Raw genomic sequence first — 12,714 nt, 5'->3', positions numbered from 1 at the left:
ACCATCAGATTCTTAGGAGATAAAAATGTCTGATATCTTAGTAAAAGTAACAGAAGTAGTAGTTGAGCAACTAGGTGTTGAAGCGGATCAGGTTAAACCTGAATCTCATTTCATTGAAGACCTAGGTGCAGATTCTCTAGACACAGTTGAGCTATTGATGGCTCTTGAAGAAAAATTCGATTGCGAAATCGATGAAGCTTCTGCTGAGAAACTAACTCGCGTACAAGATATTGTGCAATTCATCGAAGCGCTAGAAGCCGCTTAATCGATTGAATTTAAAAGGCCCCATGCTCACAAGGCTTGGGGTTTTTTTATGTCTGCTATTTTTAGAAATTGTTTTAGCTCTAAAAACAATGCTGAATTTTGCGAAAACTTGGTACGGCTATTCCCCGCTTTTTTCTTATATGGCTCAAACGCAAAATTCCTAATTTTAATCAAGGATGATTATGAGAATTTCAATATTCCCTCTAATTGTTTTTAGCCTTTGGTATTCAGTTAATGTCTAGCCCAGATACCGCTCAAGTTGTTACGGATTTATATATTCTTGCAGTGTTAGCTTGCATTTGGATTTACCAAGACGCTAAAAAACGCGGTAAAGGACTGAAATGTACGATTCCGTTTTTTACTCTGACAGTTGTGTTTGTTTCTGCTGGTTCGTTATTGTATTTGGTATTACGAGGTGAGGGGCGGGACAGGTTAAACAGTGACCTGAAAAATTAATTAAGATTATGTGAGCGGTTGTGAAATTGATTAGATTGAAGCAAATAACCGCGCAATTTTACGCGGCTATTTAATCGCGTATTACATGTCTTTTTTCATTTCTTCGTAGGCTTTTTCAGCCTTTGCTTTGGCGCGATCGGCGGCTTCACGGCCATCATCTTTTACTGTTTGAGGTATGCTTTCACAGCCGGCCAGTATTACGGTGGAAATTATTAATAAAAGATAGCGCTTCATGGAACGTCCTTTTAGCTGGTTTAATTATAGGCAAGCGAACTAGCCTTATCTGCCTAGTATTAAACAAGTTATTTTGAGTTGTGTAAATGCAACGCTTTGACTTGCCAGCCTTGTTTGGATTTTATCCAGTTTTCTTCAAAAATAACATCTGAAAATGGCTTTCCATTGGAGAGCATGCGTCCATGACCGGAAATTTTGGCTTTACCATCGTTAAGTAGAAATTGCAGGGCGTCTTCTTCTTTAAATACATTAGCCTCGAACCACTGTCCGCTTTTGATGGCTTGCTGAATGGATTCGTAGCGCGTATCCCTAGCTTGCTTGCCTTTTGCGCTGCTCACATAAAAATCGGAGGCTTCAATCTGTTTTAAGGTTTCTGTGTTACCGTCAAAATAGGCTTGATACCAATGTTCGCGGGTTTTCTTAATATCGCTTAAATCACTCATATATTCCATTACCTCAAGTAAGTAATTATGCAATGCGGAAGCTAATCATATGGCGGCTTCAAAAATATTATGAAGGGTGGGATTAGCCTTTGATTGTATAAGTTATAACCACATAGGGTATTTTTTAATCTTATTAGTTCATTTAAATATAGCCGATTTTAGCTAAAAAAAAAGCTTAGCCATTTTTGGCTAAGCTTTTTATCTTAGGTGGGGCTTACCACATTAGATCATCAGGAATTTGATAATCAGCGTATGGGTCTTCGTCGTCGGTTTCAGATTGCTGACTGATATCTGCCTGATACACAATAAAGCTGTCATTTCGTTCGCGGATTTTGTCGGCCACTACGCCCGGGATGACAAAATATGATTGATCAAGCTTAGCTATGGCAAGCATGCCACGGCTAAGTTGGTGCTGTAGTAACGGGGTTACTTGAATGCGTTTTACTTTTTTTCCATCGGTGAAATTATAATCAACATCTGCATTTTCGAGATTTATAGCGTGGTTGTGCACCAGTTGTTTGATTTGTGCTGCAAGGGCTTTGGTATGTTCTTGAGCTTTGCGCTCTTCATTAAGTTGTTTGTCTTTTTCCAGCTTGGCTAATCGAGCTTTTTCGGCTTGGGCTTTGGCTTCATCAACGACGTCTTCACCTTTACGTATTTGCTTTGCGACCTTTTTTTTGGCTCGTTCAGCTTGCTGAGCCTTCTTTTTATTGGTCAAGCCTGCTTTAAGTAGTTGTTCTTGGAGAGATGCCATTGGGTGCCTGCAAACGTGAATCTGAATTTCTTATATTTTAATACGCTAGGGTGTGCGTGCCTAGTCTTGTTGCTGATATGGTGAGAGTCCGGCGTAGAGCTTGTCTTTAGAATAGAGAGTCTCTAAACGGTTTCGGGCGGTTTTGGGTAGTTTACTAACGACTAATGCGTAGCTGTGATCAATGAGCCTTTGTATTTCGGTATCGGGTAGGGAGCCATCTAAAACTAAGCTGTTCCAATGTTGTTTGTTCATATGGTAACCCGGCTTAATGGTATCAAATACATCTCTGAGTTCTTGGGCATGGTGTGGCAAGCACTTTAGGTTCATTTGCGGATGCTTCCCTTGGGTGTAGTTTCCTTTTAGGGTGAAAAGGGCAAACATCTTTCCACATACCTTGTAGACGGGCACGTCTGGGTCAAACGGGTAGGATAATTCAGCTTCTGGCTTTTGCTGAGAGTAAGCTTGGCATTGGGTTAAGTTCATGGAATTACCAAATAAATGTACTGGCGAGTTTGTTTAATACCGTCACACTGATGTGCTCTTGGCAAGGGGCTTGGTTCAGTCCATAGCAGATATGCAGTGGTAGTAAGTGCTCTTCTCTGGGATGACAATAGCGAGCATGAGGTGCTTGTTCCCAGTTTATCAATTGGCTTTCTCTTTGTGACTCATTTAAGTGTGCATTACAGCATGTATCAGTTAGCCAGTTTTCAAATGCTAGGTTAGCCTGTTTTGATTTATGTGTGGGCGTTTGAAAAAAGTCAGGCAAATTATGAAACGAAAATCCAGATCCAATAAACAATATGTCTTGTTGTAATAATGGCTGTAAGGCTTTGCCAATATTAATGTGAACATGAGGGTCCAGATTGTTTAAAAGTGACACCTGCACGCAGGGAATATCCCCTTGAGGGTACATTACTTTTAAGGGGACAAAGACACCGTGATCGAACCCTCTGTTATTATTTAAATGAGTAGTGATTGCATGATGATTCAAATGTTTTGCAATGGAGTTGGCGAGGCTTGACTGTCCTTTAATTGGATAGTCAATTTCATATGCCTCAGGAGGGAATCCATAATAGTCGTAAATCAGTTGTGGTGTGTCATGAGCGGTTATTTCGACAGTCTCACCTTCCCAGTGTGCACTAAAAACCACAATTGCTTTTGGGGTAATGAGCTTGTCGGGTAATGATTTTAACCCTGTTATTAATTGTTTATGCCCCGGATCGCCAAGTAGTGGCATTGGGCCACCGCCATGAGATAGAAAAACGGTACGTGCTTTAACGTGCGGCATCATAAGCTTCACCTAGTTACATTCATCAAGGCTACTGTAAATTTAAACGATTGTTGAGTGTTATTACGATTAACTTTGAAAAAATTACGGTACTAATAGTTCATCTTTTACGCTATGGGTTTGTTGTGATCAAATAGGGTTTCCTATTCGTAAATGTTTCAGGCAAGCTAGTAATAGTTTGATTGTTAAAACCATATAAAATATAAGGAAAAGTTATGGCTTCTGTTACCCTTCAAGGTAATCCGTTTGAAACTTGTGGTGAGCTTCCTAAAGTTGGCTCTCATGCTCCTGGTTTTTCTCTAACACTGGGGGATTTATCTGATTTAACCCTTTCTGATTTATCGGGTAAACGCGTTATTTTAAATATCTTCCCTTCTGTGGATACTCCAACCTGTGCAACGTCTGTGCGTAAATTTAACGAACAAGCCGCTTCAATGGATAACACGGTTGTAATTTGTGTGTCAGCAGACCTACCTTTTGCAATGACACGTTTTTGTGGTGCTGAAGGCATTGGGAATGTAAAAGTGGCGTCTACTTTCCGTTCTAGTTTTGGTCAAGACTACGGTGTAGAGTTTGCCAACGGTCCACTTTTAAAATTGCTATCGCGTTCAGTTTTGGTGCTTGATGAGACAGGTAAAGTGATTCATGCTGAGCAAGTTGCTGAAACAGCAAACGAGCCAAACTATGATGCCGCTTTAGCTGTTCTTTAAGGGCTAAAAAATAAAAAAATGCCGCTAATAGCAATTAGCGGCTTTTTTTTACGTTAAATAAATGCTTATTTTTGTCCGGCTAGACTGCGTTGGCGTTGTTTTTCGCGTTCAGCTTCTTTAGCTTTACGGTGCTCTTCAATGGTGAGTTTTACGTCGCCACCGATGTGAATTTCACCGCGTCGTTTTGCCAGTTCTACTTGCTTTTCGCGTTCGGCAAAGCGTTGGCGTTGTTCTTGTGTTAATTTATCGTAACAGTGTGGACAACTTACACCTTTTTGATAGCGCGCATCTTCCATTTCTTCTTCAGTGATCGGTAAGCGGCATGCATGGCACTGGTCGTATTGACCTTTTTCAAGTTTGTGATTGACGGTAACGCGTTCATCAAAAACAAAACATTCACCGTCCCAAAGTGTGTTGTCTTCTGGCACTTCTTCTAGGTATTTTAAAATACCGCCTTTTAAGTGGTAAACCTCTTCAAATCCCTGTTCTTTCATATAAGCGGTGGATTTTTCACAGCGAATACCACCGGTGCAGAACATGGCCACTTTTTTGTGCTTGTTTGGATCGAGGTTGTCTTTCACATATTGTGGGAATTCGCGAAAGGTTTCAGTATTAGGGTTGATGGCGTTTTTAAACGTGCCCACTTGAAATTCATAGTCGTTGCGCGTATCCACAAGTACTACTTCAGGGTCGCTTATTAGGGCGTTCCAGTCTTTTGGGTCCACATAGGTGCCAACCACTTGTTTTGGGTCGATACCCTCAACACCCATGGTGACAATTTCTTTTTTCAATTTCACTTTAGTTCGGTGAAAGGGGGCAATCTCTGTGTAGGATTCTTTGTAGTCAATGTCGGCCAGTCGTTCGTCTGTTTTTAACCAAGCTAATACGGCGTCAATGCCTTCTCGTGAACCTGCTACAGTACCGTTGATGCCTTCTTTGGCTAATAGTAAGGTGCCGCGTACTTGGTTATCTTCCATAATATTTAGGAGATTCGGGCGGATGGCTTCAAAGTTGTCGAGAGTGACAAATTTGTACATGGCGCATACAACGATGCTACCAGTCTGTTTAGATTGGGTCATGATGTCTCCTGCTGACCGAAGCGTAATTTCGGCGCATTAACGAATGTAAATGGCAATAAGCCACAAAGCGCCATTATAGGGGGTGAGAAGGATTTGTGAAGAGCCAGCCTAAGAATAAGGCTGGCTTTGAAGACTAGGGGTTAGGCGTATTTAGTTTGCAGTAACTCAAATACAGCGCGAATGCCCATGGCTTCACCACCCACAGGGCGTCCTGGTAAATTGCGGTTGTTCCATGCCATAACATCAAAATGCACCCAAGGTATGTCTTTTTGCACAAATGACTGCAGATACAAGGCGGCTGTGATGGCGCCACCAAAGGGGGTTGGTACGCTGTTAACTATATCGGCTATGTCGCTTTTTAGCATATCGCGATAGGCTTGGTGTAACGGCAGTTGCCAAATATAGTCTTGGCTTACGTTACCTGCCACCATTAATTGGCTGGAGGTTTGCTCATCATTACAAAAAAAGCCGGGTAGTTCTGTACCAAGGGCAACGCGGCAAGCACCGGTTAGTGTAGCAAAGTCGATGATGAGTTCTGGCTCGTCATTGTTAGCTTCACTTAGTGCGTCACATAGTACTAAACGGCCTTCGGCATCGGTATTGTCTATTTCTACACTCAAACCATGGCGTGTGGTGATGACATCGCCAGGGCGAAAGGCGTTATCAGATACTGCATTTTCTACGCTTGGTACTAATACTCGTAATTGAATAGGTAGATTGTGACTCATGATTAAGCGCGCTAAGCCTAATACATGAGCGGCTCCGCCCATGTCTTTTTTCATGTTACGCATGGCCGCGCCGGGCTTTAAGTCTAAACCGCCGCTGTCAAAACACACGCCTTTTCCGACCAAGGTTACCTTAGGGTGCTTAGTATCCCCCCAGTGCATATCCAACAGGCGAGGAGCATGACAACTGGCTCGACCTACCGCATGAATAGTTGGGTAATTTTGAGTAAGTAGATCGTCGCCTATGATCTCACTGAATTGTGCATTAAATTCTTGAGCTAAATTAGCCATGGTTGCGGACATATGTTGCGGCATCATATCGCTGGCGGGGGTATTAATCATGTCTCGCACTAAGGTGACGGCTGAAATAATTTTATTGGCTTGTTCAACAATGCTTTGATCGTCAATGGCTAAAATTGGTTGGGCTTGGTTATTTGTTTTGTATTTTTCAAAGCGATAACTAGCTAGACCAAATGCGACCGCTGCATTTAGCTGGTATTCAGGTTTGGTATTTAATACAAAGGTTTGTGCTGGTAGTAATTTAGCTAAGTCGGCGCTGGCAAAATACTGTGATAAGTCATCACTTACAAAAACCGCACAGGCTAATTCGCCATTGGCTGCGGGTATTAATGCTAACCCTTGGTTTTTAAATTGACTGTTAGCCAGCCAGTTTTGAGTAAGGGTATTTTGATTATCTAGCCAAGAAGGGAAGTCAGACTTATTAATTAAATGAAGCGCAATACCTTGAGTATTGTGAATAATGCAGTTTGGCATGATGGATCCTTAAACTATTTTTAATAGTTTACCATGGCTTAGTATGTAGGCGACATTGCTTTAGCTGAATCTCGCGTGGTAAAGGGGCTTATATGAGGTTTAATATACTCAGTGGGTTAAGTAAAGTATTTACATGAGTTTGATCATCTTTGCTGAATTTAACATTGATAATACACAGTAGATATAGACGTATTTAGAGTGGACACCATTTATATTTAACCCAGTTGACTAAAGCGTCTTGGTAGTAAGGTGGCGGGAATAGTTGAAGGGTTAATCTAATGCTGTTAATAAAATGTAAGGGGCGGTTTAGTTTTTTAGCCATTCATGTAGTGAATAATATGGCTAACGTAATTTTTTGATAAATGAATAATGTAACGGTGAAAGGGTTTTGCTCCTAACCATAAACGGGAGGTATAACCATATGATGCGCTTGAGGGTCTACCGATTAATAAGGGTAGTAAGCACATGGAATGAATGGCGAACCTAAAGACAAAGAAAGTGGTCAAGACCACTTTCTTAAAAGTCATATTTAGGCTGGAGTAACGTCTTCTGCTTGAGGGCCTTTTGCCCCAGCTGTTACTGTCATTGTTACTGCTTGACCTTCAGCGAGTGTACGACGCCCAGTCGCGTTGATTGCACTGTAGTGAACAAATACATCTTTGCCACCTTCTTGCTGAATGAATCCAAAACCTTTTTCGTCGTTGAACCATTTAACGGTTCCGTTTACACGTGACATTTTTCTACTCTCTTGACTGGCTAACTTATTTAGCATTTTAACTGCCAACCTGACTTTGAATTTAGTATGGCAGGCATCGTACCTTTATTGCTGAGGTAACAGCGCATAAAGTGATAAACATATTAGACTCAATTATTCTCAAATAAAACCAAAAAATCGCAAAAATTATTTTTTTTTGTAATTGGAATATTCTTGTAAATATTATCGAAAAATTAATTGTTTTTGAGCGTACATTTATAAAAATTGGTAATAATATTGCAATATAAACTCAGGGTGACTACATGTTTCGGCGATACTCCCCTCCACATGAATAGAGCGTTTTACATATTTGACCCAGTGAAGCGTGCTTCACTGTTTCCATAAGAGCTTCAAATATATTTGTGCCTTGCTGGGCACTTTTAGTCAGCATGGTAAGGGCTTCATTAGTTTGTTGATTATGACGTTCATGAAAAGCATTTAAAGTATTAATTTGTTGTTGTTTTTCAGTTTCATTGGAACGGGCTAGGTTCAATTTTAAATCTGACTGATCTTTTGAATCGCCTAAAAACGTGTTTACGCCAATAATAGCAAGGCTGCCATCATGCTTTTTATGTTCGTAGTTCATTGATTCATCTTGAATTTTACTACGTTGATACATGGTATCCATCGCGCCTAGTACACCTCCTCGTTGATTGATTCGATCAAACTCTTCAAGTACTGCGTTTTCAACTAGATCTGTGAGTTGTTCTATGAAGTATGAGCCTTGCATAGGGTTTTCACACATATTCATTCCCAGCTCGTGATTTATAATGAGCTGTATAGCAACAGCGCGGCGAACACTTTCTTCAGACGGTGTAGTTAGTGCTTCATCGTAGGCATTGGTGTGTAAACTATTGCAGTTATCAAATAAAGCGTACATGGCTTGTAGGGTAGTGCGGATATCGTTGAACTGTATTTCTTGAGCGTGCAGTGATCTGCCTGATGTTTGAATGTGGTACTTAAGTTTTTGTGAGCGAGGGTTTCCTTGGTAGATATGTTTTATGGCTCTGGCCCAAATCCTACGTGCGACACGTCCAATTACGGCGTATTCTGGGTCCATACCATTGCTAAAAAAGAAGCTCAAATTTGGTGCGAAATCGTTTATATCCATGCCCCGTTGTAGGTAATACTCTACCATGGTGAAGCCATTCGCTAATGTAAATGCAAGCTGGGTGATTGGGTTCGCACCTGCCTCTGCTATGTGGTAACCACTTATGGAAACACTGTAAAAGTATTGAATGTTGTTATTGATAAAATATTCTTGCATGTCTCCCATCATTTTTAATGCAAACTCTGTTGAGAATATGCAGGTATTTTGTGCTTGATCTTCTTTTAATATATCTGCTTGTACCGTTCCTCGAATACTGTTTAATGTTTGTCTTTTGATGTTCTTGTATGTCGCGGAATCAACTAAAGACTCACCATTTATCCCTAATAGAGCCAAACCTAATTGATTGTGTGATTCGGGAAGTGGCCCTTGATATTTGGGTTGCTTATGATCTTTAAACTGACATGCTATTTTTTTCTGTGCGTCTTCCCAATCACCACTTTGTTTTAAATGGCGCTCTACTTGCTGATCAATGGCTGCTTGAAGAAAGAAAGCTAAAATAATAGGGGCAGGGCCATTAATGGTCATGGATACAGAAGTATCAGGTGCGCATAAATCAAAGCCGCTAAAAAGCTTTTTCATATCATCTAAGGTAGCGATACTTACCCCGGAGTTACCAATTTTTCCATATATGTCAGGCTTGGTGTGAGGGTCATCGCCATATAATGTCACGCTATCAAAAGCGGTAGATAAGCGAATTGAGTTTTGTCCTTGACTTAAATAATGAAACCTATGATTGCTACGCTCTGGAGTGCCTTCTCCGGCAAACATGCGAATTGGGTCTTCAGAGTCGCGCCTATATGGAAATACCCCTGCTGTATATGGATAAAAGCCGGGTAGGTTTTCTTTTGCTAAGTAAATAACTAAGTCATGCCAGTTTTGTAATTTTGGTGTGCAAACTTTTGGAATATTTAAACCACTTAAACTTAATTTGTAGTTGTCTCCTTGTATCGTTTTCTCTCGAACTTGGTAATGGTATTGATCCGCGGTGACAGCTTGTTTTTGAGTTTGCCACTGTTTTAGGTTGTTTAGGGTATCTTGGGTAAGTTGTGAAAGTGCATGATTATATTTTTCGGCTATTTCTGGGTATTTTGAACGTATTAATGTGTGTTCGTTAAAGGGTTCTAGTGGTGAGGGCAGATTTTCATCATTAAGTGACTTTAATGTGAGATAAAAATATTCTGCTTGTTTAGCGTGTTCTGCTTGAGCATTGATTTCTGCTTGAGCATTTCTTGCTTGCTGTGTTATTTCAGACAAATAACCAGTGCGGTTTGTTGGTATTAATGGCTTGATTTTTGTTTGTTCAAATTTTGTAGGTTTAGGCTGGTGCCTAAAGTTCTTAGAAAGCTGGCTAAGTTTTATGAGTAATTGATTAAAAAAATAAGTGACGCCAGTATCATTAAACTGATTAGCCATGCAGGGGTAAATGGGTAGTGATTCATCATTTAGGGTGAATTCATTGTGGTTTCTTCGCCATTGTTTTCTCACGTCTCTAAGTGCATCTTCACTGCCCAGTTTTTCAAATTTATTGATGATGATGCAATCAGCCATATCCAACATGTCTATTTTTTCTAGTTGGCTGGCTGCGCCATATTCATGGGTCATTACATAACAACTGATGTCGCTATGATCCACAATTTCACTGTCACTTTGACCTGTGCCTGCGGTCTCTATTACAACTAAATCAAAACCTGAGTGTTTGAGATATTGAATTACGTTTTGTAAGGGGGCATTGGTGGAGGCATTGTGTCGCCGAGTGGCCATAGAGCGCATAAAAATACGGCTATTGCGTAAGCTATTCATGCGAATTCGATCACCTAGTAGCGCGCCACCTGTACGACGTTTAGAAGGGTCCACCGCTAATACGGCTATATTGAGTTGTGGGTAGTGAAGTTTAAAACGAAGTAGCAATTCATCGGTTAGGCTTGATTTTCCTGACCCACCTGTGCCGCTAATACCAATAACAGGACAAGGTTGTTGGCTTTTATAAAATTTGTTTAACGATTGCTTAAGTTCTTTGAGCTGATCATTTTCAATGGCACTTAATATTCGGCCAAGTTCAGTAGAACAGGGTAAAGTCGCAAAAGGCAAAGTCGGTTGTCGTGTGATTTGCTTTTGCAGTACTCTATTAATGACATCATCAATAATACCAGTAAGCCCCAAACGTAACCCGTCATTAGGGTGATAAATTTTTTCTACACCGTAGTTTTCAAGAGTGTGTATTTCATCATGGGTGATGGTGCCTCCGCCACCTCCAAAAACGCTGATATGGTGCGCACCATTTTGTTTTAGTTGATCGACGAGATATTTGAAATATTCAATGTGTCCACCTTGATAGGAGCTAACACAGATAGCATTGGCGTCTTCTTCAATGGCAGCATTGACCACTTCCTCCACGCTTCTATTGTGTCCTAAGTGAATGACTTCGGCCCCTTTATTTTGAATGAGTCTGCGCATAATGTTAATGGCAGCGTCGTGACCATCAAATAGGCTGGCAGCGGTCACAAATCTTAGTGGTGGAAGGGACATAGACACCCCCTGATGGGTTGGCACTCAATAATTTATCGTTATTATATTTATTGAGTTTAGACCACGGGGGCTATATTTGCAGGCTTGTTAGTAAAAAGTAGCCCTAAGACGAGCAGCTAATTTCGAGCTTTTTCCCCCAATCTGGTGGTAGCGCAGCATAGGATTCAAATTCAGGCTGTTCATCAAATGGGTGTAGTAAAACAGTATGCAGTGTTTGTACTTTAGAGTAATCACCTTGTTGGGCCGCCTCAATGGCTTCTTGGGCTAAATAATTACGTAAAATATATTTTGGATTTACGCGATTCATCGCTAGATATCTTTGAGTGTCGTGCTGTGAGTTCAGCGGTTGCCCGTTTTCTTGTAATGCATTTTGGTAGTGGATAAACCATTCATCAAAGGCGTTAATATCCATGGATATATTGCGCAATTCTTGTTGAATTGCTGTTACATGGATATTCCCAAGCTTCCTAAAAAAGAACGTGTAATCCAGCTTGCATTGAGCGAGCATGGCTAAGGTTTTTTCGATAACACTGAGGTTAGCTTCGTTATTTTTAGATAGACCTAATTTAGGCAACATTAACTCAATAAAATACTGTTGAAACGTTTCTGAATAGCTTTCAAGTATGTCTATTAGGGATTCTTTTGGTACCAGTGGTAAAAGGGCCTGAGCTAAGACTGCTAGGTTCCAATTGGCTATGTTAGGTTGTTGATTAAATGCATAACGCCCTTGGTGGTCTGAGTGGTTACAGATAAAAGTTGGATCAAAATCATCTAGAAATGCAAAAGGGCCAAAATCAAAGGTGTCTCCAATGATAGACATGTTGTCTGTGTTCATTACCCCATGTGCAAATCCAATGCTTTGCCAGTGTGCCATTAACTTTGCGGTACGTTGCAAAACCTCTTGATAAAACGCGGCGTAAATATTGTCACTTGATTGCTTAAGTAATGCAGGAAAATGCTGTGCGATGGTGTGCTCACATAAGGTTTTTAAAAGATCATGTTGTTTGGTGAACGAGCAATATTCAAAGTGACCAAAGCGTATGTGGCTTTTAGCGACGCGTAATATGGTTGCACCTGTTTCGGCGGTTTCACGATACACAGGTGATTCACTGTCCATGACACATAAGGCTCGAGTGGTGGGGATGTTAAGGGCGGCTAAGGCTTCACTGCATAAAAACTCGCGAATGCTAGAGCGTAATACCGCGCGGCCATCCCCTTGGCGAGAATAAGGTGTTGGGCCCGCGCCTTTGAGGTGTAAGTCCCAGATTAGTTTGTCGTGTTCAACTTGAGTGAGTAAGAGGCCACGACCATCGCCTAAGTCAGGATTGTAATGACCAAATTGATGGCCAGTGTATTTCATGGCCAGAGGCTTCCACGTGTTTAATATGCCATTGCCTGAAAGCAAATTTAAACTAGATGGCTCATCAAGGCATTGCTCGTCTAAACCAATTAATTGGCTACAAGCGGCACTTTTTACCACCAACTTTGGATTTTCTAAGCCTCTAGGTTGAACATAGGTGAATAGGGTATTAGGTAGGCTTTGAAATGGCTGAACATAATTCAGGTTTAACCAGTTTTTCATATGTATCTCAATGG

General features: G+C 40.9%; 13 protein-coding genes. 3 read left to right on the top strand and 10 right to left on the bottom strand.

Annotation, left to right across the window (positions count from 1 at the left end; genetic code table 11):
• Positions 1-25 precede the first annotated feature (25 nt).
• Positions 26-265 (top strand): acyl carrier protein, encoded by a 240-nt coding sequence (gene acpP / locus ABWV45_RS02170; protein ID WP_353348227.1) that lies wholly within the window; start codon positions 26-28, stop codon positions 263-265.
• Positions 266-498: 233 nt separating this feature from the next.
• On the top strand, positions 499-720 hold the full coding sequence (locus tag ABWV45_RS02165) for a DUF2834 domain-containing protein (protein ID WP_353348225.1): 222 nt from the start codon (positions 499-501) through the stop codon (positions 718-720).
• 81 nt (positions 721-801) lie between these two features.
• Here ABWV45_RS02165 and ABWV45_RS02160 read toward each other — a convergent pair whose 3' ends face one another.
• The 5 genes from ABWV45_RS02160 to ABWV45_RS02140 all read right to left on the bottom strand — a co-directional run bounded on the left by ABWV45_RS02160 (position 802) and on the right by ABWV45_RS02140 (position 3,442).
• Positions 802-954 (bottom strand): lipoprotein, encoded by a 153-nt coding sequence (locus ABWV45_RS02160; RefSeq protein WP_353348223.1) that lies wholly within the window; start codon positions 952-954, stop codon positions 802-804.
• 68 nt (positions 955-1,022) lie between these two features.
• Positions 1,023-1,397 (bottom strand): hypothetical protein, encoded by a 375-nt coding sequence (locus tag ABWV45_RS02155; RefSeq protein ID WP_353348221.1) that lies wholly within the window; start codon positions 1,395-1,397, stop codon positions 1,023-1,025.
• A 214-nt stretch (positions 1,398-1,611) separates the two neighbouring features.
• Positions 1,612-2,151 (bottom strand): DUF2058 domain-containing protein, encoded by a 540-nt coding sequence (locus ABWV45_RS02150; RefSeq protein ID WP_353348219.1) that lies wholly within the window; start codon positions 2,149-2,151, stop codon positions 1,612-1,614.
• A 60-nt stretch (positions 2,152-2,211) separates the two neighbouring features.
• Complete coding sequence (locus tag ABWV45_RS02145) at positions 2,212-2,634, bottom strand: MmcQ/YjbR family DNA-binding protein (protein ID WP_353348217.1); 423 nt, start codon at positions 2,632-2,634, stop codon at positions 2,212-2,214.
• Between the two features lie 4 nt (positions 2,635-2,638).
• Positions 2,639-3,442, bottom strand: coding sequence for a DODA-type extradiol aromatic ring-opening family dioxygenase (locus ABWV45_RS02140; RefSeq protein WP_353348215.1), 804 nt, complete (start codon positions 3,440-3,442; stop codon positions 2,639-2,641).
• A gap of 212 nt (positions 3,443-3,654) precedes the next feature.
• Here ABWV45_RS02140 and tpx point away from each other — a divergent pair, with 212 nt between their 5' ends.
• Complete coding sequence (gene tpx / locus ABWV45_RS02135; RefSeq protein ID WP_353348213.1) at positions 3,655-4,149, top strand: thiol peroxidase; 495 nt, start codon at positions 3,655-3,657, stop codon at positions 4,147-4,149.
• A 65-nt stretch (positions 4,150-4,214) separates the two neighbouring features.
• On the opposite strand, the gene trhO is transcribed toward tpx, so the two are convergent.
• From trhO to ABWV45_RS02110, 5 genes are all read right to left on the bottom strand, one after another.
• Positions 4,215-5,228, bottom strand: a complete 1,014-nt coding sequence (trhO, locus tag ABWV45_RS02130) for an oxygen-dependent tRNA uridine(34) hydroxylase TrhO (RefSeq protein ID WP_353348211.1) — start codon at positions 5,226-5,228, stop codon at positions 4,215-4,217.
• 140 nt (positions 5,229-5,368) lie between these two features.
• Complete coding sequence (locus tag ABWV45_RS02125; RefSeq protein WP_353348209.1) at positions 5,369-6,727, bottom strand: leucyl aminopeptidase family protein; 1,359 nt, start codon at positions 6,725-6,727, stop codon at positions 5,369-5,371.
• Positions 6,728-7,256: 529 nt separating this feature from the next.
• Positions 7,257-7,463: a cold-shock protein gene (locus ABWV45_RS02120; RefSeq protein WP_353348207.1), complete on the bottom strand. Its 207-nt coding sequence runs from the start codon at positions 7,461-7,463 to the stop codon at positions 7,257-7,259.
• 277 nt (positions 7,464-7,740) lie between these two features.
• Positions 7,741-11,118, bottom strand: coding sequence for a methylmalonyl-CoA mutase family protein (locus ABWV45_RS02115; RefSeq protein WP_353348205.1), 3,378 nt, complete (start codon positions 11,116-11,118; stop codon positions 7,741-7,743).
• A 103-nt stretch (positions 11,119-11,221) separates the two neighbouring features.
• Positions 11,222-12,700 (bottom strand): protein adenylyltransferase SelO, encoded by a 1,479-nt coding sequence (locus tag ABWV45_RS02110; RefSeq protein ID WP_353348203.1) that lies wholly within the window; start codon positions 12,698-12,700, stop codon positions 11,222-11,224.
• Positions 12,701-12,714: the final 14 nt, after the last annotated feature.

The organism is Oceaniserpentilla sp. 4NH20-0058 (assembly GCF_040371755.1).
Lineage (GTDB): Bacteria > Pseudomonadota > Gammaproteobacteria > Pseudomonadales > Oceanobacteraceae > Bermanella.
Note: the sequence above shows the minus strand (reverse complement) of the source record. Positions and strands in the feature narration are given on the sequence as shown.